Below are 21,114 nucleotides of genomic sequence, written 5' to 3'. Positions count from 1 at the left end.
ACAGGAGACGGCAGATGCGGATCAGTGCGCGAAACCAGATCGAAGGCGTCATCGTCGGCATCACGCCCGGCGCGGTCAACGGCACCGTCAAGGTCGATATCGGCGGCGGGAACGTCATGACCTCGAGCATCACCGAGGAGGCGATCGCCGATCTGGGCCTCGCCGTCGGCGATCGGGTCACTGTGATCGTCAAGGCGAGCGATGTGCTGATCGGGAAATGATCCGGGTCGGGCCTCTCAAGCTGAAGGCGCAGCTGTTCTGCGGCGACGAGGCCGCGATGGGGCCGGGCAAGGCGGACCTGCTCGAGGCGATCGAACGCGAAGGCTCGATCTCGGCGGCAGGCCGCGCGCTGGGCATGAGCTACCGGCGGACCTGGATCCTGGTCGATGGCATGAATCGCTGCTTCCGGGAAAAGCTCGTCGAAACCACCCCGGGCGGCGGCAGCGCCAGGGGCGCCCGCCTCACCGAGACGGGGCGGTCGGTCCTGGCCGCTTATCGTGCGCTCGAGGCGGCATTGGCGAGCGCTGGCGCCAGCGATTCGCTCGCGCGGCTCACCGATCTGCTCCGCGACGCGCCGCTGCCGCCTGCGACCGATGGCCGGGCGGCGCTATAGCGGCCTGCCGCACGCCGTGTCGGGCAGCGCGAAGGCTTTGTCGGTGATGAAATGGGGGTCGGTCAGCGCCGAGAGGAAAGCTGTCAGCCGGGCCATGTCGGCATCGTTCGTCGCGCCGGCGCCGGGGTGCCTGCGGATCGCGGCCTCGATCGTCGCCGCCGACCCGTCATGGAAATAGGGGGCGGTGAGTGCGACGTTGCGCAGGCCAGGGGTGCGGAACCGGCCATTATCGGCCGCGCGCCCCGTGATCTCGCCAAGGCCAAGGTCGCGCGCGGCTGGCGCGACGATCCGGTGGAACCGGCCGTCGCTCAGCATCGGCCCGGCATGGCAGCCGGCACAGTGCTTCGCGAACAGCGCGCGTCCGGCGACGGCCGCCGGCGGCATCGCCGCCGCATCGCCGCGCCGCCAGGCATCATAGGGGCTGTCGAAGGAGATCAGCGTCCGCTGGAACGCGGCCAGCGCCTTCGCCATCTGCGCGAAATCTATCCTGCCACCGGTTTCGGGAAAGGCGGCGCGGAACATGGCGCCATAGCAGGCGTCACGGCCGAGCCGCTTTGCGATCTCCGCTTCCTGTCCCGCCATGCCCATCTCGACCGGACGCAGGCCCGTCATGGGAACTAGCGCCTGGGCCTCGAGCGTGGTGATGCGCGGGTCGCCCCAGGTCAGGCTCCTGGCCCAGGCGACATTGGCCAGTCCCGGCACGTTGCGGCGGCCGGGGTCGCCATGGACTCCTGCATGGGTCGTATTGCCGTCGGCAAAGGCGCGGTGCTGCTCATGGCAGGTCGCGCACGACATGCTGCCGTCGATCGACAGATCGGCATCGTGGAACAGGCGCCGGCCCAGTTCGACTTTGGCGACGCTCATTGCGTTGCCGCGTGGAACCACGGGGGCCGGCTGCTCTAGCGGCAGCGCCCAGCGCCACGGTGCCGCCGCCCCGCCCAGAGCCAGCGCGGCGACCGCCAGGGCAGCGAGGCGCAGGCGCGCGATCAGGGCAGCTTGACGATCGCCAGCGGCAGCGTCGCCGCGCCATTGCCGACGATCTGCAGCACATAGCTGCCCGGCTTGAGCGCGAAATCCACCATCTTGCGGACACCGCTGCAGGCCGGGCCATGGCCGTGACCCACGGATTCGAGCGACGTGCCGTCCCGCACCAGATCGATCCAGGCGCCCGAACCGATCGCGATACGATAGGTGCCCGCCTCGCCGACCACCACATTGGCCATGCCGCCATGGCTGACCGATCCGCCCGGACGCGTGGGGCGCAACACATAGGTCACCGCCGGGGTTGAGGCGAGCGCGAGATCGACCGCGGTGCCCGGCGCGAGCGCCGCGCCGGCGAGCGAGGCGGCATCGACTGCGGCCGTCATTGGCTTGCGGCTCGCCCAGCCGGCGAGTTCGGGCGGAAGCGGCGCGGCATCGCGCGGACAGACCGGCTGCGCCTCGGCTCCGCCCATCGCCGGTTGCTGCGGGGCCTGCCGGCCGGCGGCGGCGGTCGCGGCGGCCGACGCCAGCAGCACTGTCATCACGATACGTTTCAAACGACTTCTCCTCCGCGAATTTAGCTATATACGACCGGATATAGCACGAATCGGCGAATGATCGTGGAACGGGGGACGAAGATCAATGCGCACGCTGGGAATATTGGCGGGCACCGCCGCCTTTCTGACACTTTCTCCAGCCTGGGCGCAGAGCGCACCGGCCGATGCTGTTGCCCCTCCGGCGGACGGGAACGATCGGGCGTTCGGGCTCGGCGAAATCGTCGTGACCGGCCACAAGGACAGCGACGCGACGATCGGCGATTCGACCCTCTCGTCGCAGGCGATCTACACTTTCAACCGCGCGACGCTCGACGACGCGGTGAACCTGATCCCGGGCGCGTCGTCGGGCAATAGCGGCGGATCGCGCAACGAGCGGCTGATCTTCGTGCGCGGCTTCAACCGCTTCCAGGTGCCGCTGACCATCGACGGCATCCGCGTCTATCTGCCGGCGGACAACCGGCTCGATTACGGGCGGTTCCTCACGCCCGACATCGCCGAGATCCAGGTCGCCAAGGGCTATGTGTCGGTGCTCAACGGGCCGGACGGCATGGGCGGCGCGGTGAACCTGGTGTCGCGCACGCCGACCAAGGCACTCGAGGTCGAAGCGCGCGGCACGCTCTCGCTCGGGCATGACGCCAACTATACCGGCTACAACGTCTTCGGGCTGGTCGGCACCCGGCACGACCAATGGTACGCCCAGGCGAGCTATACACGGAACTTCCAGGATCATTGGGATCTGGCGAGCGGTTATACGCCGACCTCGGTCGAGGATGGCGGGCATCGCGGCCTGTCGCGCACCAAGGATTGGCGCGGCAACGTCAAGATCGGCTTCACCCCGAACGCGACCGACGAATATTCGATCAGCTACACGCGGCAGGAAGGGTCGAAGGCGGCGCCGCTGCACATCACGGATCCGATCGCGGGCCAGCGTTACTGGACCTGGCCGGCCTGGAATATCGACAGCGTCTATTTCCTGTCGACCACGGCGCTTGGCGAACGGGCGACGCTGAAGACCCGCGTCTATCGCAACAGCTTCTACAACCTCCTGCGTTCGTTCAGCACCGCGGCGGAAAACACCCAGGTGACGCCCAGGGCGTTCAACAGCCCCTATCATGACGAAGCGATCGGCGGCTCGGCGGAGCTGGCGGTGCAGCTCACCGACGCCGACCTGTTCAGCCTTGCCGCGCAATATCGCCGCGACAAGCATATCGAGGCGCAGCAGAGCTTTTCGCCCACCACCCTGCCCAACGGCACGACCGAGCCCGACCAGCAGGGCCTTGAGGAAACCTACAGCCTGGGCGCCGAGAACCGGCTGACGCTTGCGCCGGGGCTGATCCTGACGGTCGGCGCCGGCTATGACTGGCGCAACCTGATCAAAGCCGAGGAATATGGCGCGCCGCTCGGCTCGAACCCCGCCACCACGCCCAGCCGTATCTTCTCCTATCCGCTGCGCAACACCGGCACCTGGAGCCTGCAGGGCCAGATCGCCTGGCAGGCCGATGCCGATACGCGGCTGCATGCGAGCGTCTCGTCGCGCGGGCGCTTCCCGACGATCTTCGAGCGGTTCAGCCAGCGCTTCGGCACCTCGATCCCCAATCCGGACCTGAACCCGGAGCGGGCGACCAATTACGAGATCGGCGCGTCACGGCGTTTCGGCATCGTCCACGCGTCGGGTGCCGCCTTCTACTCGCGTATCGATAATGCGATCGTGTCCTATCCGACACTCGCCTATAGCTGCACCGGCACGACCACGCCGCCGCCCGCGCCGGTCCCCGGCTGCACCCAGGTGAGCCTGGTACAGAGCCGCAACCTCGGTTCGGGCGACTATTACGGCGCGGAGGTCTCGATCGACGCGCGCTTCGGCCTGAGCTTCTCGATCGGGGGCAACTACACCTGGGTTCACCGCGACCTGCACGATCCGTCCAACGCCGCGTTCCGGCCGACCGACGTGCCGACTCACAAGGCGTTCCTCTATGCCGACTGGTCGCCGGTCGAGGCGGTGCATGTCATCCCCAGCCTGGACATCGCGTCCGATCGCTGGACCGTCACCGACATCGCCCCGATCGTCTATTACCGCACCGGCAGCTACGCCAATGCCGGCCTGCGGGTGGATTTCCGGGTGGCGAAGGGCATCGACCTGGGGGTCGGCGCGCGCAACCTGTTCGACCGGAACTATACGCTGGTCGATGGTTTCCCGGAACCCGGCCGCAGCTTCTTCGTCAGCGCACGTGCCCGTTATTGATGGCAAAATCGCATCGACCGGCCATTGCGAGGGGAGAATGTCGGGCCTAGCGTCGCGCCACAACACAGGAGGCTTTTGATGCGGCGCTTGGCTCTTTCGGCATTCACGATTCTGGCGGTTACCGGCGCGGCGGAGGCCAAGACCGTGTCGCATCCCCAGGCCGAAGCGCAGGCGCTCGATCTCGCGAAGAAGGCCATCGCGCTGCGTTCCGTGCGCGGACCGGGCAACGAGACCGACAAGGTCGCCGCGCTCTACAAGGCGGCGTTGGTCGAGGGCGGCTTCGCCGACGGCGACGTCGAGATCACGCCGGTCGACGACACCGTCTATCTGATCGGGCGCTGGCGCGGGTCGGACCCCAAGGCCAAGCCGCTCGTCATTTCCGGCCATATGGACGTGGTCGAGGCCAAGCCGTCGGACTGGCAGCGCGATCCGTTCACCGCCGTGGTCGAGAACGGCTATCTGTTCGGCCGCGGCGCCAGCGACATGAAGCTCGACGGCACCATGGCGATCGCGGCGCTGATCGAGCTCAAGCGCTCGGGCTACAAGCCGAAGCGCGACATCGTCATCGAATTCTCGGGCGACGAGGAAACGGTGATGAAGACCTCCGCCATCATCGCCGACAAGCTCTCCAATGCCGAGATCGTACTCAACATCGATGGCGGCGGCGGGCTGCTGGACGAGAAGACGGGGAAGCCGGTGCTGTGGACCTGGCAGGGCGCCGAGAAGACCTATGCCGATTTCGAACTGACCGTGACCAATCCGGGTGGCCACAGCTCGGCCCCGCGCAAGGCCAATGCGATCAACCAGCTGTCGGCGGCGCTGGCGCGGATCGGCGACTATCAGTTCAAGCCCGAAGTCAGCGACCTGACCCGCGCCTATTTCGTCGAGGCGGCTAAATATGAGGATGCCGAGACGGCGGCGGCGATGCGCGCCTTTGCCGCCGATCCGACCGACAAGGCGGCGATCGCCACCCTGACCGCCAACCCGGCGACGATCGGCAAGATCGGCACGACCTGCGTTTCGACCATGGTCAGTGGCGGCCATGCGCTGAACGCGCTGCCGCAAAAGGCGACGGCGAACATCAACTGCCGCATCTTCCCCGGCCACAAGCCGGCGGACATCATGGCGGAACTGCAGAAGGTGGCGGCCGAACCGGCGGTGACCTTCAAGGATGTGACCGAGGGCTCGGTCGCAACCGACGCCTCGCCGATGCGGCCCGATTTCATCGCTGCGGTGAACAAGGCGATGAAGGCGACCTATCCGGGTGTTCCGGTGTTCCCGAGCATGTCCTCGGGCGCGAGCGACAGCATGTGGTTCCGCTACAAGGGCGTGGACAGCTATGGCGCGAGCCCGACCTTCAGCAAGGATTCGGACGATTTCAGCCACGGCCTGAACGAGCGCGCCCAGGTGTCGAACATTGCGCCGGGGATCAGCTATTATCTGTCGCTGTTCACTGACCTGTCGAAATAGGGCGACTTTTCGACATTCGACTATCGCGCGAACAAGGGGTTTCGAGTCTGGAACAAGCGGTCCGTATAAAGATCCTGCCGGACTATGGTTGCCATCCCCTTTGGTGGGATGAGGACCCTGCTGGGCGGATGGGCGACGTCAGCCCGGAGCGCCTTGGCTTGTCGGCAGCATTGTGCGGCGATCTCGACACTTGGGCGGCTGAGTTTGATGCAACCTTGAATCCCGACGATCCGGCTCGGTCTGGATTTCCGTCGCCTGCCACTGAGGCACGTTTTGTCGAGCGTGGATCGGTGCTGGCAAGACGCGTAGCGGCCGAAATTGGGCCAACGGGTTCTGTTCGGTATTGGCCTTCCAGATCGTAGGCCCGCTCCGCGACGATTGTCGTGGGGCCGCAACTCGCTAGCCGCCGGCGGCGACGATCCTGGGCAGCGCGCGGATCGGCTCGACGGTAATCGCCCGGAACCATGTCTCGGCGCCTTCGGACTGGAGCTGGATCTGGCCGTGAGTCAGCGGTGAGCGGGTGCCGTCGGGCAAAATGGTTGCCAGGCCCCGCACTTCGGCGACCGGCACGCCATTGACGACATGAACGGCACGGTCGCCAAGCACGTACAGATCGAGCGTGTTCCACTCGCCGATCGGCCGTTCCGCATCGCTTGCGCCCTCGACGTTCCAGGTCGGGGTGCCGTTGATCATGTCGATCTCCCGGCCGCCCATGCGGAAGCGGAGGTGCGGCGCGATCAGTGACGGGTCGAACGCCACGGTGGTTCGTGCCCGCACCGTCTTGCCGACGGTGACGATCATGCCGGTCGACCCCTTCATGATCTCGAATTCGACCGATGGCCGCCACGTCCCGAACACCTGCCCGGGCGCTCCGTGCGTGTGGTAGAGCAGGCCGTTATTCTGCGGCAGGCGCTCGCGCGGCGCCCAAGTCTTCGCGCCCCATTTATACTGGAGCCGAAGGTGATAGTCGCGAAAGTCGCCGCGGTGCACGAGGCTGCCCCAGGTCTCGCCTTTTACCCAGATCGCCGGCGCGCCGTCGACCTGCCGGACGGCGAAATCGCCGCTCGCGTCGCGGCTGGTGCCGATCGGCGCGGCGCCGGGATTGGCCTTGTAGGTCACGCCGGGGTCGGCATAGCCGAGCCAGGGCTGCCAGCCGCTAAGGCTGCGGCTGTCGAACAAGGCGGTCGCTTTTCCCGCTGTTTTGGGGAGATCGGCAAGGGTGAGGCGCTGTGCGGCGGTGGGCGCGGCGCCTGCGATGGTGCGTGCGCGTTCGGTCGAATCCTGCGCCAAAGCGGCGGCCGGCAGCGCAAGGGCGAACAGCAGCGCCCGGTTCATCGTCATGATCCCTCTCCCAATCTCCAGCGCAGAGTGCCTGCGGGCACGACCGGAGGGAAGGCGGATTATGGTCGCGGGTAGTTGAACGACAGACGAGGCCTCGATGAACGAGACTTCGCCTGCCGTTCCACCGCTACAACAGGGTCAGTAAGCGGCCGACAGCGTCAGGAACCACTGGCGCGGCGCGATCGGATAGGCCGAATAGCTGTTGGTCGCCGAACCGATCGACAGGGTCGATACCCCCTTCTTGTCGGCCAGGTTGGTGACGTTGAGCGCGATCTCCGCCTTGCGCAACGGCAGGATATTCTCCGGAAGCCGCGCGGCGAGACGCAGCGAGGTCAGAAAATAGGACGGCACGCTGGCATCGTTGGTGAAGGTGCTGAAGCGGCGGCCGACATAGTCGCCGATCAGCTGCGCCTCGATCGGGCCGACCGACACCGTCGCGACCGTCTTGTTCATCCATTTCGGCGTGCCGGGCAATTGCTTGCCGCAGGTCGGCACCACGCCATTGGTGACAATATAACCGCCGATGCAGGTATCGGTGGCGTTGCCGATGCCGAGCGCCACCGACGTATAGTCGCTCTGGTATTTGGACAAATTGTACGAGACTGCGTTGTAGAGCGAGAAGACGCGCCCGACGCGGAGCGTGAAGGCGGCATCGACACCGTCTGTCTTGACGTCGCCGACATTGACCAGGATCGAGGTGCCGCCGGTGATGTTGCCACCCGCGATGCCGCCCGGATTGGTCGAGATCGCCAGCAGGCGGTCGTTGAACACGACGTGGTAATAGTTGATCTGCGCGTCGAACCCGATGTCGCCGGAGAAATTGCGACGCGTGCGCAGGCCGCCTTCATAGGTCCAGCTGCTCTCGGGCTTGCCCTGGTCGGCGAAGGCGTCGAAGGCCGCCTGGCTTCCCGTGAACCATGGGCCGCCACCGCCCGCCAGATAGGCCTGATATTGCCGCAGGTTCTTCTGGACGTTGAAATAGACTTCTTCATGGCCGTTGAAGTCATAGGTCGCGCCGATCGCCGGCAGGAACCAGCGCAGCGTGTTGATCTTGCCCTGCGGCAAGCCGCCGGACAGGCCCGACAAGGACCCGGCCTTGGGCTGGACCGGGAAACGCCCGTCCGCCCATTGCGCGCTGGTCTTCACGCCGCCCTGGACGAGCAGTCGGTCGGTGACCTGCCAGGTGTCCTGGATGTGGAGCTGCAGCTGGTTGATCGACGCGTCGCCCTGATACTGCGTGAACAGCGGCGTCGCGACCGAGAGCGGGCGGATATAGGGCGTGCTCGATGCGGGGTTATTGACGTCGACGCCGTACCACCGGCGCCACTGCGTGGTGCTGTTGTGCTCGAACCAGCCGCCCAGCTCGATCTTGTGGCTGCCGAGTTCGAGGTTGAGCGCCGAGATCACGCCGCCACGATCGATCCGGTATTCCGTGGTGCGCGTGATCAGGCCCGAGCCACCCGTCGCCTGGACCAAAGCGGCACCCGCCGCGGCCGCCTGGGCATCGGTCAGCGCCGTGCAGGCCGTCGGCCGGATCCCGTTGGCGTTGGCGCCGAAGCGGCAATTGGCGGGGAGAGTCGCATAGTTCGGGTCGAGATAGGGCTGGGCGGTCGTGATCGACTGGCCGAGCGGACCGGCAACGACACCGGCGCCGTCATTGTGATGGAAATACGCCGTGGTCGACCAGGTGATATGATCGGAGAATTTCGCGTCGTAGCGAAGATAGCCGAGATAGTCGGTCCGCTGCGCATCCGAATAATAGTTGCGATAATTGCTGCCCACGGCGGCCGGGGAATTGCCCATCGCGCTCAGATAGGACGTACGGTACCCGCTGAAATCCGGGTAGTAGAACGGCTTGGTATAGGGCGTGTAGAGCTGGACCGGGGTCGCCGTGCCGCCGGCGGAAGGCTTGAAGAAGACGGTCGCGTCTTCGTTCGGCTGAGTCATGTCGTTATAGTCGAAATAGAAGGTCAGCTTGCCGATCGAGCTGTCGTGCACCAGCTTGGCGTTGGCCTGATAGCCGCCCTGCGTGCCGTTGAAGTCCCACGCACGGGCATGCTGGCGCGCAGCCGAGATATAGCCCGATGTCGTGCCGCCGGCGAAGGTGCCGGTGTCGATGCGGACGAAGCTGCGCGAGGTATCGTAACTGCCGAAGGTTTGCGCGGCCTGGACGCCGAACTTGTCCAGCGGGCTCGACGAAAAGGTCTCGACGGTGCCGCCGAGATTGCTGTTCGATGCGGTGGCGAGATCGCCGGCGCCCGTCGACACGACGACGCGGCCGACATTCTCGGAAATAACCGCGCGCTGCGGCGAGAGGCCGTTGTAATTGCCATAGCTCTGGTCGCCCAGCGGAATGCCGTCCATCGTGTAGCCGAGCTGGTTGGCAGCGAAGCCGTGGATGAAGATCTGGGCGTTCTGCTCGTTATAACCCCAGGGATCGGCGGTGATGTAGAGCACGCCGGGCAGCGTCTGGATCGCCTTCAGCGGCGAGACGCCGGGCAGGATCTTCTGGATTTCGCTTTGGGGGATCGCCGTCGACGAGCGGGTCGATTTGGCGGCGGTAACGACGATCGTCGATGCGTCGTCCGGCTGGCTATCGATCGCAGCGACTTCGGCCGTCTGCGCACAGGCCACGTTGGCGTAGAAAAGCGCGCCGGCGAGCGCGAGCAGGCTGGAAGTATATCGGATCACGGCAGGGTCCCCTTGGTGCGGTCGTTGCTGCATTGCAGCGACGCGCCCTGTGCGCCCGGACCATGCCAGTTTCGCGACGTTTCGGTTGCGACGGCGTGACAGTCGCTGATCTGTCCTTATCTGCCCGCCACGACCAGCCGCTCCAGATACGCGCACAACATATCGGCGAGCGCATCCGCATAGGCATGGATTTCCTCCGGCGTGCGGGGCGTGGCCGAAAAGCTGCTGCCCACTTCGCTCAATGTCGTCTCGACGAGATCGCCCGCCAGCGATCGCCTGCCCTCGGTGGCATCGGGGAGCAACTCAAGCAGGAATGACTGGAAGGCCTGTGCGCTCGACGCATGGACGTCGATCGCCTCGGGCGCGTCGCGATACAGCGGCGCTGCGTCGTTGAGCGCACCACGGATCTCCGCTTCTTCGCATTCCGAGCGGATGAACATATGCACCAGGGTGCGCACGCGTTCGAGCGGCGGTTTGGTGCGGTCCTCCAGAATGTCGCGCATCAGGTCGCTGGTGGCGCGCCACTCGTCGCTCTGCAGCCGGAACAGGATCGCGGCCTTGTTGGGAAAATATTGGTAGAGCGACCCAACGCTAACCCCGGCACGCTCGGCGACTCGGGCGGTGGTGAATCGCTGCGCGCCCTCGGTCCTCAAAACCTGAACAGCGGCATCGAGAACCGCCGCGACGAGGTCGTTCGAGCGGGCCTGTTTGGGCTGTTTGAGCAAGGAAACGCGGGCGCTTCGTCGGGTCGTCATCCGCGGCTCCAGCCAATGCGAATAGGAAAGCTGACGAACTAGTCGTATTTCTACCGGCGAGCAAACACCTGCTCGAAACTGGAGAAAATCGATGACTATCCTGACCAGCGCGCCGGTGGCGCCGCTGCTTGACCGGCTGTTTGCGGAGGCCGAGGCGGCAACCCCGATGGCGAACCCCGCCTTTGCGTCCGTCTCGCCCGAGGAACGCTACCGCCTCATGTCGAGCAAGACTGAGTATCGCGAGCTTTACGACCAGCTGAAGGAGTTCGCGCTCCCCGTCTCGCGCGAGACGGGCAAGCTCCTCTATCTGCTGGCGCGGGCGGGCAACGCACGATCCATTGTCGAGTTCGGCACCTCGTTCGGCCTCTCGACTCTGCACCTCGCGGCCGCGTTGCGGGAAAATGGGGGCGGGCGGCTCATCACCTGCGAATTCGAACCGTCCAAGCTGGCCAGGGCCAGGGAGAATCTCGCCGCGGGTGGCCTGTCGGACCTGGTCGAGTTCCGCGAAGGCGACGCGCTCGAGACGCTGGCGTCCGACCTGCCCGAGACGGTCGACCTGCTCCTGCTGGATGGCGCCAAGTCGCTATACCTGGACGTACTGGCGCTGGTCGAGAGCCGGTTGCGGCCCGGCGCAGTGATCATCGCCGACAACACCGATTATTGTCCCGACTATCTCGAACGCGTCGGCTCGGCCGCGAACGGCTATTGGTCGATGTCGTTCACGGACGATGTCGAACTGTCGATCCGGCTCGTTTGAGGCATCTCGATACGTTCGGAATGCCTCCGCTCATTCGAGGAGATGTCCCATGACGACTGACATTTTGTCAGCCCTCATGGGACCGGGGCTCATATTAAGTATCTGAAAATGCACAAAATATTGAGATTGGCTTGTCGTGTAGAAAGCCAGAATGTCAGCGACCCTACTGACATTTCCAACAGGCGCGCAGCGCGGGAGGCCTTGATTCAATCGCTGCGCCGCCTGGGCTATCGACGCGATTGCAGCGATGGGAGACCACTGCTCGCGTCTTTCTCATGATCGGGTTTCAAGCAGCGCATCGATATGGCGCTCGGCGATGGCGCTGGCTTCGGCCGGCGTGAACGCATCGGGCGCGAGGCACAGTTCCAGCCACAGGCCATCGACGATCGCGCTGATGCCGATCGCGGCGAGACGGCGGTCCTGTTCGGCCATCCCGCAGGCGGCAAGCAGGGTTTCGAGGTCGCGGCGATACGCCGCGTAGAGGTCGCGATGGAGGCGGGCTATGTCCTCATTGCTCTTCACCAGGCTCCAGAAGGCGATCCAGGTCGCGAGCAGGCCCGGATCGGCGATCGGCTTGGCGAAGCTGGCGGTGACATGGGCGAGCAGGCGGGCGCGAGGCTCTGGTCCGGCCGCGGCCATGGCGGCCTCGAACGCGGCGGAGACCTGCGCGTCGATATGGGCATAGGTCGCGGCGATCAACGCGTCGATGCCGTCGAAATAATGGCCGAGCAGCCCGGGCGAGACACCGGCCTCGGCTGAGATGGTGCGCACCGACACGCCCGCCGCGCCGTGGCTGGCGAGCACACGCGCGGTCGCCTCGATCAGGCTGAGGCGGCGGGCGTCCGGTTCGGCGCGGGTGAAGGCGGGTTTGTGCACATGCCCCTTCTCCCGTTCGTGTCGAGCGAAGTCGAGACACATTCGCGTTGCGCAATAGCCTGTCTTGTTATACGATCGTCCAACAAGCAACGGAGGCCAGCATGGCGCATCGCTACGCGGATATCGCTGAAGGCCACGACCCCGACGCCGACTTCAGCCTGCCGGGCTGGCTCTATACCGATCCCGAATATTTCGACGTCGAGGTGGCGCGGGTGATCCGCCCCTCGTGGCAGATCGTCTGCCATGTCAGCGATATCCCGAAGCCCGGCGACTATCACACGCTCGATTATATCGGCGAAAGCGTCATCGCCGTGCGCGGCGAGGACGGCGCGGTGCGCGCCTTCGCCAATGTCTGCCGCCACCGTGCAATGCGGCTGGTCGAAGGGCCGGCAGGCTGCGCGAAGAAGCTGGTCTGCCCGTACCACGCCTGGGCCTATGAGCTTGACGGGCGGCTGACCGGCGTGCCGATGAAGAACGACTATCCCGCGCTCGACATGGCGAAGAACGGCCTCGCAACCGTCGATGTCGAGATCTGGAACGGCTTCGTGTTCGTCAGGCTCGAGGACAATGGTGGGCCGTCGGTCGCCGAGATGATGACGCCCTATGAAGCGGAGATCGCGCCCTACCGGTTCGAGGAGATGCGGACGCTCAGCCCGGTCCGGCTGCGCGAGCGGGCAGTGAACTGGAAGAATGTCGGGGACAATTATTCAGACAATCTGCACATTCCGGTCGCGCATGCCGGGCTGACGCGGCTGTTCGGCAAGAGCTATGCGATCGAGGCGCAGCCCTGGGTCGACAAGATGTCGGGCTATCTCGCCGACAAGCCCTCGAACGACCGGTGGGAGCGGCTCTACCAGGCCCATCTGCCGCGCGCGGAGCACCTGCCCGAGGCGCAGCAGAAGCTGTGGCTCTATTACAAGCTCTGGCCGAACATGGCCTTCGACATCTATCCCGACCAGGTCGATTTCATGCAGTGGCTGCCGTTGTCGCCGACCGTCTCGGTGCTGCGCGAGATGGCGTTCGCGCTGCCCGACGAGCGGCGCGAGATGAAGCTGGTGCGCTACGCCAACTGGCGGATCAACCGCACGGTCAATGCCGAGGACACCTGGCTGATCACGCGCGTGCAGCAGGGCATGGCGTCGCAAAGCTATACCTGTGGGCCGATCGGAGCTAGCGAGGTGTGCCTGCGCAGCTTCGCGAAGAAGATCCGGCGGCTAATCCCCGAGGCGCGGCTGCACAAGGCTCCCGCGCCCGGGTGGAGCCGGCGGCCTCGCCCGGTGGACTGACGATCCCTCCACCGTTCGTGTCGAGCGAAGTCGAGACACGGCCACGGACGCGCCAGACGCGGTTTCTCGACTTCGCTCGAAACGAACGGGTGGCTGAATGACGAAGAAGTACGACGCAGTGATCATTGGCGGTGGCCATAACGGCCTGGTCTGCGCCTTTTACCTCGCGCGCGCCGGCCTCAAGGTCCGCGTGCTCGAACGCCGCGCGGTCGTCGGCGGGGCGGCCGTTACCGAGGAGTTCCATCCCGGTTTCCGCAACTCGACCGCGAGCTACACGGTCAGCCTGCTCCGCCCCAAGGTGATCAAGGACATGCGGCTGCACGAGCGCGGCTGGCGGATCATCGAGCGGACGATCTCCAACTTCTTCCCCAACGAGAAGGGGTATCTCAAGCTCGGCGGCGGCGAGGACCGCACCCGCGCGGAGTTCGCCCGCTATTCGCAAAAGGACGCCGACACCTTCCCGAAATACGAGGAAGCGCTGGAGCGCGTCGCCGAGGTGCTGCGCGACATGGCGCTCAAGACCCCGCCCAATGCCGGCGGCGGCATCCGCGCGCTGATCGCCGCGGCGGCGCAGGGCAAGCGCCTCGCCGGCATGTCGATCGAGGCGCAGCGCGACGTGATGGACCTGTTCGTCAAGTCTGCGTGCGACTTCCTCGATAGCTGGTACGAGGACGAATATGTGAAAGCCGCGTTCGGCTTCGACGCGGTCGTTGGCAATTATGCCAGCGTCGACACGCCGGGCAGCGCCTATGTCCTGCTCCACCATGTCTTCGGCGAAGTGAACGGCAAGAAGGGCGCCTGGGGGCACAGCGTCGGCGGCATGGGCGCGATCACGCAGTTCATGGCGGAAGCGTGCACCGACCTGGGCGTCGAGATCAGCCTCGAGGCCCCGGTCGCGAAGGTGCTGGTCGACGGCAACCGCGTGTCGGGCGTGAAGCTGGAGAATGGCGAGGAGATCGCGGCCGACATCGTCGCGGCCAATGTCGGCCCGGCTTTGCTCTATCGCCAACTGGTCGACCGCAGCGACATGACCCCGGAATTCGCCCGGCGCATGGACAATTTCAAGACGGGCTCGGGCACGTTTCGGATGAACGTCGCCCTGTCCGAACTGCCCGATTTCTCGGTGCTGCCGGGCAAGCAGGTCGCCGAGCATCACACCTGCGGCATCATCATCTCGCCGACGCTCGATTATATGGACAAGGCCTTCACCGATGCGAAGGCCAAGGGCTGGTCGGACGAGCCGATCGTCGAGATGAAGCTGCCGACTTCGATCGACGACAGCCTGGCGCCCCCGGGCATGCATATCGCCAGCCTGTTCTGCCAGCAGTTCGCGCCCGAGCTGCCGGACGGCCGTTCATGGGACGACGAGCGCGAAAAGGCGGCGGACCTGATCATTGATACGGTCACCAAGCACGCACCGAACTTCAAGGGCGCGGTCATCGCGCGGCAGATCCATTCGCCGCTCGACCTGGAGCGCAAGTTCGGCCTGATCGGAGGGGACATCATGCACGGGCACATGTCGCTCGACCAACTCTGGGCAGCGCGGCCGGTGCTGGGGCACGGCGACTACCGGTCGCCGATCAAGGGCCTCTATATGTGCGGCGCGGGCACCCATCCGGGCGGCGGCGTGACCGGTGCGCCGGGGCACAATGCGGCGCACGAGATCATCGCCGATCGCGGCATCATGGGGCGGTGGCGGCGCTGGAAGTGACGCGGCCGCGCCGGACGGACCAATAGACCGGCAGGCCGAGCAGCAGCAGCGCCAGGCCCCAGAGATCGGCCTTGAGGCCGAGGCCATAGACCATCCAGACGACGAAGACCGTGGCGATCGCGGCGGCGATCTTCAGGGGTACGTCGTCGGGCAGCAGCCGGATCGCCGCCAGCGCGCAGGCGAGATAGGCGAGCATGCCCGAGGCGAGCGAGATCGAGGCGATGTCCTGGAAGAGCTGCCCCATCGAGCTGGCATAGTTCATCAGCGTCACCACCGTGACGAGCAGTCCCGAGACGAGATGGGCGCGGGCCGGCGTGCCGAAGCGGCTTTCCTTGCCGAACCATGCCGGAAACACGCCCCCGCGCGCCATCGCCCAGGGCATCTCGCCCTGCAGCAGGATGAAGCCGTTGAGCGTTCCGAAGGCGCTGATCGCCGCGAACAGCGCCACGATCTCGGCGGTGCGCGGCCCGAAGCTGCGGCCGAGGAACTCGGCGATCGGGGCGGGGGAGGCGGCGGTGATCGCGGCGGGCATCATGAACATGACGGCGCCGGAGACCAGGACATAGACGACCCCTGTCAGCACTGTGCCGATCAGCGTGACGCGGGGCACGACCTTGGCCGCATTCTCCACCTTGTCGGCCGGGACGGTGGCGGATTCGACGCCGAGAAAGCCCCAGAAGGTGATCGCCGCCGCGCCGGCGATCGCGCCCGCGCCGAGCGGCACCGGCGTGCTGGCCGCGATCGCACCGCCGCCGTCGCGCAGCAACAGCCATGCCGCAAGGATGATCACGCCGGCGAGCGGCACCAGCTTGAGCAATGTCGTCACGAACTGGACCTGGCCGGCGAGCGCCACCCCGCGGATGTTGACCGCGATCAATATCCAGATGACCGCGAGCGCGGCCATGGCCGGCAGGCCCGGCGTCGAGCCGAGTGCCGGCACGATCAGGCTGAGCGCGCTCACCACGGCGACCGCGATCGCGGCGTTGCCGGCCCAGATCAGCACCCAATAGCTCCAGGCGACGGCGAAGCCGACGCCCGGGCCGAACGCTGCCTGAGTGAAGGCATAGGGCCCGCCGGCGAGGGGAAGCTTGGCGCCGAGCCGCGCGAAGACGAAGGCAAGGCACAAGGCACCGCCGATCGTGACGATCCAGCCGATCATGCCGTTCCAGCCGAGCGGCGCGAGCGTCGCCGGGAGCATGTACACGCCCGACCCGATCATGTTGCCGACCACCAGCGCCAGGCAGGTCCAGAAGCCCAAGGCGGCGCGTGATGGCGATGTGGACATAGGCGATCTCCCCGATACCGCACTCTACGGCTTGATCGGAAGCGCGCACCATGTTTCTTGGGAACACCTCATGGCAAGCATTCCCCCCTCGCAACCCACCTGGCAGCCCGAGAGCAGCCGCTGGCCGCCCCGGCTGATCGATGCCGCGCTCGCGCTGCACGACAATGCCCTGTCGGTCGCCGAACCGTTGCTGCGCGCGCATCTGAAGGAAGACCCGTTCGACGTCGCCGCGATCCGCATGCTCGCCGAGCTCGCCGGACGGATCGGGCGCTACAGGGATGCCGAGACGCTGCTGCGCCGCGCGCTCGAGCTGTCGCCCGCATTCACTGCAGCGCGCGCGAACCTGGCGATCGCGCTCTACCGGCAGAACCGCCCGATCGAGGCGATCGCGGAGCTCGATCTCGTGCTCGACGACGAGCCCGACAATCCCGGCCATGCCAATCTCAAGGCGGCGGCGCTCGGCCGGATCGGCGGCTTCGACGAGGCGATCGAGCTGTACGAAACGGTGCTGAAGAGCGCGGGGAAACAGCCCAAGGTCTGGATGAGCTACGGTCACATGCTCAAGACGGTCGGGCGCCAGGCGGACGGCATTGCCGCCTATCGCCAGGCGATTATGCTGACGCCCGAACTGGGCGAGGCGTGGTGGAGCCTCGCCAATTTGAAGACGGTGAAGTTCGACGAGGCGGATATCGCGGCAATGCAGACGGCGTTGGCGCGCGCCGACATTTCGGACGAGGACAGGTTCCATCTCGACTTCGCGCTCGGCAAGGCGTTCGAGGATCGCAAACAGGCACCGGAAGCCTTCGATCATTATGCCGCGGGCAATGCACTCCGGCGGACGAAGATCGACTATGACGCCGAGGAGACCGAGGCCTTTGTCGACCGCAGCATAAAGCTGTGCACGCCCGCCTTTTTCACCGCCCGGGCAGGGCAGGGAAACGACGCGCCCGACCCGATCTTCATCCTCGGCATGCCGCGCGCCGGATCGACTCTGGTCGAGCAGATCCTGTCGAGCCATCCGCTGGTCGAGGGTACATCCGAACTGCCCGACATCCCGGCACTGGCGCTGGCCGTGGCCAATTATCCGCAGCGGCTCGAGGCGTTGGCCCCGGAACGGCTAAAGGCATTGGGCGCTGAATATCTGCGCCGCGCCAGCGTGCAGCGGCGGACGAACCGTCCCTTCTTCATCGACAAGCTGCCCAACAACTGGGCGCATCTGCCGTTCATCCACCTGATCCTCCCCAACGCGACGATCATCGACGCGCGGCGGCATCCGCTCGGGTGCTGCTTCTCCAACTTCAAACAGCATTTCGCGCGAGGTCAGGCGTTCAGCTATTCGCTCGGGGATATGGGCCGTTATTACCGCGATTATGTGCGCCTGATGGCGCATGTCGATACGGTGCGGCCCGGCCTGGTCCACCGCGTGATCTATGAGCGCATGGTCGACGATACCGAAGCCGAGGTACGGGCGCTGCTCGCTGCGTGCGGGCTGGAGTTCGACCCGGCATGCCTCGATTTCCACAAGACCGAACGCGCGGTGCGCACCGCCAGCTCGGAACAGGTGCGCCAGCCGATCTTCCGCGAAGGCACGGAAAGCTGGAAGCCGTTCGAGCCGTGGCTCGACCCGCTCAAGGCTGCATTGGGCAATGTGCTCGACGCCTATCCGGCAGCCCCCGGCCTCGTCTGAACGTTGCAAAACTGTCACGATGCGGCCGCGAAATGATTTCGCATGCTGCACCCGATTGACGGATGTTGCGCGTGCGAACACCCTTCCGAACAGACATAATCATCGGGGGTATCACGATGCTCGTCACCAAGCGTAAACTCGTCGTCACCGCCCTGTTGGCGTCCGTCGCCAGCATCGCGACACCTGCCTTCGCGCAGTCGACCGACACCCAGGAAGCGGCGCCGGCCTCCGAGCAGGACGACATCATCGTCACCGCGCAGAAGCGCGAGGAGAATATCCAGAACGTGCCGATCAGCATCCAGGCGATCGGCACCAAGAAGCTCGACCAGCTCAACATCGCGAATTTCGCCGAATATTCGCAGCTGCTGCCGTCGGTGTCGTTCCAGGCGCTCGGCGGCACGCCCGGCACCAACGTCGTCTATATGCGCGGCGTCGCGTCGGGCGGTGACGGCAACCATTCGGGCTCGCTGCCGTCGGTCGGCGTCTATCTCGACGAGCAGCCCGTTACGACGATCGGCGGCAATCTCGACGTGCATGTCTATGACATCGCCCGCATCGAGAGCCTCGCCGGCCCGCAGGGCACGCTCTACGGCGCCTCGTCCGAGGCCGGCACGATCCGCATCATCACCAACAAGCCGGACACGAGCGGCTTTTATGGCCGCGTCGACGGCGAGGTGAACACCGTCAACAAGGGCGGCGTCGGCGGCAAGGTCGAGGGGATGATCAACATCCCGATCTCGCAGGATATCGCGTTCCGCGCGGTCGGCTTCTACCAGAAGGACGCGGGGTACATCGACAATGTGCCCGGTTGCCGCAGCTTCCTGCCCGAGACCAATCCGCTTGGCTGCACCGCGACCAATGGCGGCATCAGCGTCAACAATGCGAAGTTCGTGAAGAAGGACTATAACGATACCGAGCTGTGGGGCGGCCGCGCCGCGCTGAAGATCGATCTCGACGAGAATTGGACGGTCACGCCCACCGCGATCTATCAGGATACGCGCTCGCACGGCAGCTATGGTTACGACCCGCGTCTCGGCGACCTGAAGGTGCAGCATTTCTTCCCGGAATATCGCCGCGATCGCTTCATCCAGGCGGCGCTGACGATCGAGGGCAAGCTCGGCAATTGGGATCTGACCTATGCCGGCGCCTATCTCGACCGGAAGACCTTCTCGTCGAGCGATTACACCGACTATGCCGAGGCCTATGACAATCTCTATTCGTCCTATGGCGGCATCAGCAATTATTTCTATTTCCACGACGCGGCCGGCAACACGATCGACCCGCGCCAGAATGTGATCGGCAGCGATCACTTCAAGAAGCTGAGCCAGGAATTCCGCGTCGCCTCGCCGCAGGGCGAGCGGTTCCGCGTCGTGGCGGGCGCCTTCTACCAGCGCCAGAGCAACGAGATCCATCAGGACTATCAGGTCCCGGGTCTCGCGCCCGAACTGTCGGTCAATGGCTTCCCGGGCACGCTCTGGCTGACCCAGCAGCACCGCGTCGACAAGGATTACGCGATGTTCGGCGAGGCTGCCTTCGACATCCTGCCGAACCTGACCTTCACCGCGGGCGGCCGCGCTTATATCTACGACAACTCGCTGATCGGGTTCTTCGGCTTCGGGCGCAATCCCGGCAACGGCTTTTCCGATGGCCCGCCCAACGCCGCGGGCAGCAACCGTACCGGCGTCGCGCAGTGCTTCACGACCTCCGGCCAGCGGCTCTACGATCGGGATACCGACACCTATAGCAGTTCGCTCACCTTGCTGCCGGCGGCGGTGGCGGGCAGCCCCTGTACCAATCTGGCGGTCTATGCCGTCGGGCGCGGGCTGCAGCCGGTCAATACCCAGGGGCAGGGCTTCACGCACAAGCTGAACCTGACCTGGAAGCCCGTCGAGGACGTGCTGCTGTACGGCACCTGGTCGCGCGGTTTCCGGCCGGGCGGCATCAACCGCCGGGGCACCATCCCGCCTTATGCCGCCGACTTCCTGACCAATTACGAGATTGGCTGGAAGACGACGCTGGCCGGCGGCAAGCTGCGCTTCAACGGCGCGATCTATCAGCAGGAATGGAAGGCGTTCCAGTTCTCCTTCCTCGGCCAGAACAGCTTCACCGAAATCCACAACGGTCCGGATGCGCGCATTCGCGGCGTGGAAATGGATGCCAATCTCAACCTCGGCCCGCTCGTGCTGACGGCGGCGGGGTCGTACACCGACGCGAAGACCAAGAAGAATCTGTGCCTGTATGACGATCCGAGCTTTGCCTGCACCCTGCCGGGGCCGGGCGGGCAGGGGAATTTGATATCGGCGCCGGCGGGAACGCGGCTTCCGGTCACGCCGCGCTTCAAGGCCAACGCGACGGCGCGCTATACCTTCGACCTCGGCACGCTGAAGCCCTATCTCCAGGGCGTGGTCGCGCATCAGAGTTCGGCCTCGTCCGATATCCGCACCGCGGTCATCCAGACGGGGACGTTGTTGGTGGTCAATCCGGCCGAACTGCAGGGGCGCTTGCCTGCCTACACCACCGCCAATTTCGCGATCGGCGCCGAGTTCACCAACTATACGTTCGAGCTGTTCGTACAGAACGCCTTTGACGAACGCGGCCAGTTGTCGCGCTTCCAGGAATGCGGGAGTTGCTCGCAGCGGCCTTATATCGTGCCGATCAATCCGCGCACGATCGGGGTGAGGGCGGGCGCCAAGTTCTGATCCCGGGCGGCGGGCTCTGTCCCGCCGCCGCTTCACGGAAGTGACCTGGAGTATCGAGTAAGGTACTGAAATCAATCGGAAATGTTGGCGATCGTATCGGTTTGAAGCCCCCAGGAGATACGGGACACATGGTGTCCCATATCTCCCGTCGATCGTCCCCACA

Annotated in this window: 17 protein-coding genes; 10 read left to right on the top strand and 7 right to left on the bottom strand. The window is 65.5% G+C overall.

Translation table 11 applies throughout. The features are described from left to right. Positions 1 to 14 precede the first annotated feature (14 nt). Positions 15 to 221, top strand: a complete 207-nt coding sequence (locus AC1RT8_RS15640; protein ID WP_493076582.1) for a TOBE domain-containing protein — start codon at positions 15 to 17, stop codon at positions 219 to 221. After that, complete coding sequence (locus tag AC1RT8_RS15635) at positions 221 to 613, top strand: winged helix-turn-helix domain-containing protein (RefSeq protein ID WP_493076829.1); 393 nt, start codon at positions 221 to 223, stop codon at positions 611 to 613. Before AC1RT8_RS15640 ends, AC1RT8_RS15635 begins: the two co-directional genes overlap by 1 nt. On the opposite strand, the gene AC1RT8_RS15630 is transcribed toward AC1RT8_RS15635, so the two are convergent. Further along, entirely contained in the window at positions 608 to 1,477 is an 870-nt protein-coding gene (locus AC1RT8_RS15630) for a cytochrome-c peroxidase (protein WP_493076581.1), read from the bottom strand. The genes AC1RT8_RS15635 and AC1RT8_RS15630 overlap by 6 nt on opposite strands. Positions 1,478 to 1,599: 122 nt before the next feature. Then, positions 1,600 to 2,151, bottom strand: coding sequence for a homogentisate 1,2-dioxygenase (locus tag AC1RT8_RS15625; protein WP_493076580.1), 552 nt, complete (start codon positions 2,149 to 2,151; stop codon positions 1,600 to 1,602). Positions 2,152 to 2,236: 85 nt separating this feature from the next. On the opposite strand from AC1RT8_RS15625, the gene AC1RT8_RS15620 reads away from it, so the two are divergent. The 3 genes from AC1RT8_RS15620 (at position 2,237) to AC1RT8_RS15610 (ending at position 6,225) form a co-directional block, all read left to right on the top strand. Then, positions 2,237 to 4,393, top strand: coding sequence for a TonB-dependent receptor plug domain-containing protein (locus tag AC1RT8_RS15620; protein WP_493076579.1), 2,157 nt, complete (start codon positions 2,237 to 2,239; stop codon positions 4,391 to 4,393). A 78-nt stretch (positions 4,394 to 4,471) separates the two neighbouring features. Beyond that, positions 4,472 to 5,863, top strand: coding sequence for a M20/M25/M40 family metallo-hydrolase (locus tag AC1RT8_RS15615; RefSeq protein WP_493076578.1), 1,392 nt, complete (start codon positions 4,472 to 4,474; stop codon positions 5,861 to 5,863). Continuing rightward, entirely contained in the window at positions 5,860 to 6,225 is a 366-nt protein-coding gene (locus AC1RT8_RS15610; protein ID WP_493076828.1) for an immunity protein CdiI family protein, read from the top strand. Before AC1RT8_RS15615 ends, AC1RT8_RS15610 begins: the two co-directional genes overlap by 4 nt. A 37-nt stretch (positions 6,226 to 6,262) precedes the next feature. Here the strand turns inward: AC1RT8_RS15610 and AC1RT8_RS15605 are convergent, their stop codons facing one another. From AC1RT8_RS15605 to AC1RT8_RS15595, 3 genes are all read right to left on the bottom strand, one after another. Continuing rightward, on the bottom strand, positions 6,263 to 7,204 hold the full coding sequence (locus AC1RT8_RS15605) for a 3-keto-disaccharide hydrolase (protein WP_493076577.1): 942 nt from the start codon (positions 7,202 to 7,204) through the stop codon (positions 6,263 to 6,265). Between the two features lie 138 nt (positions 7,205 to 7,342). After that, positions 7,343 to 9,928, bottom strand: coding sequence for a TonB-dependent receptor (locus AC1RT8_RS15600; protein WP_493076576.1), 2,586 nt, complete (start codon positions 9,926 to 9,928; stop codon positions 7,343 to 7,345). A gap of 83 nt (positions 9,929 to 10,011) precedes the next feature. Beyond that, on the bottom strand, positions 10,012 to 10,650 hold the full coding sequence (locus AC1RT8_RS15595; protein WP_493076575.1) for a TetR/AcrR family transcriptional regulator: 639 nt from the start codon (positions 10,648 to 10,650) through the stop codon (positions 10,012 to 10,014). Positions 10,651 to 10,741: 91 nt separating this feature from the next. Between AC1RT8_RS15595 and AC1RT8_RS15590 the strand changes: the two genes are divergently transcribed. Continuing rightward, entirely contained in the window at positions 10,742 to 11,407 is a 666-nt protein-coding gene (locus AC1RT8_RS15590; RefSeq protein WP_493076574.1) for an O-methyltransferase, read from the top strand. Between the two features lie 273 nt (positions 11,408 to 11,680). On the opposite strand, the gene betI is transcribed toward AC1RT8_RS15590, so the two are convergent. Next, positions 11,681 to 12,283 carry a transcriptional regulator BetI gene (gene betI, locus AC1RT8_RS15585; RefSeq protein WP_493076573.1) on the bottom strand — a complete coding sequence of 201 codons (603 nt, stop codon included), beginning with the start codon at positions 12,281 to 12,283 and terminating at the stop codon, positions 11,681 to 11,683. A 101-nt stretch (positions 12,284 to 12,384) separates the two neighbouring features. On the opposite strand from betI, the gene AC1RT8_RS15580 reads away from it, so the two are divergent. Beyond that, positions 12,385 to 13,569 carry an aromatic ring-hydroxylating oxygenase subunit alpha gene (locus AC1RT8_RS15580; RefSeq protein ID WP_493076572.1) on the top strand — a complete coding sequence of 395 codons (1,185 nt, stop codon included), beginning with the start codon at positions 12,385 to 12,387 and terminating at the stop codon, positions 13,567 to 13,569. Positions 13,570 to 13,666: 97 nt separating this feature from the next. After that, positions 13,667 to 15,280 (top strand): phytoene desaturase family protein, encoded by a 1,614-nt coding sequence (locus AC1RT8_RS15575; protein ID WP_493076571.1) that lies wholly within the window; start codon positions 13,667 to 13,669, stop codon positions 15,278 to 15,280. Here AC1RT8_RS15575 and AC1RT8_RS15570 read toward each other — a convergent pair. Then, positions 15,252 to 16,565, bottom strand: a complete 1,314-nt coding sequence (locus AC1RT8_RS15570; protein ID WP_493076570.1) for an amino acid permease — start codon at positions 16,563 to 16,565, stop codon at positions 15,252 to 15,254. The two genes, AC1RT8_RS15575 and AC1RT8_RS15570, sit on opposite strands and share 29 nt — an antisense overlap. A 70-nt stretch (positions 16,566 to 16,635) precedes the next feature. Between AC1RT8_RS15570 and AC1RT8_RS15565 the strand changes: the two genes are divergently transcribed. Next, on the top strand, positions 16,636 to 18,252 hold the full coding sequence (locus AC1RT8_RS15565) for a tetratricopeptide repeat-containing sulfotransferase family protein (RefSeq protein WP_493076569.1): 1,617 nt from the start codon (positions 16,636 to 16,638) through the stop codon (positions 18,250 to 18,252). Positions 18,253 to 18,368: 116 nt separating this feature from the next. After that, positions 18,369 to 20,951, top strand: a complete 2,583-nt coding sequence (locus AC1RT8_RS15560) for a TonB-dependent receptor (protein ID WP_493076568.1) — start codon at positions 18,369 to 18,371, stop codon at positions 20,949 to 20,951. Positions 20,952 to 21,114 lie beyond the last annotated feature (163 nt).

This window comes from Sphingomonas sp. GW821-FHT10F11, from assembly GCF_058809095.1.
This window is presented reverse-complemented; position numbering and strand designations above follow the sequence as displayed.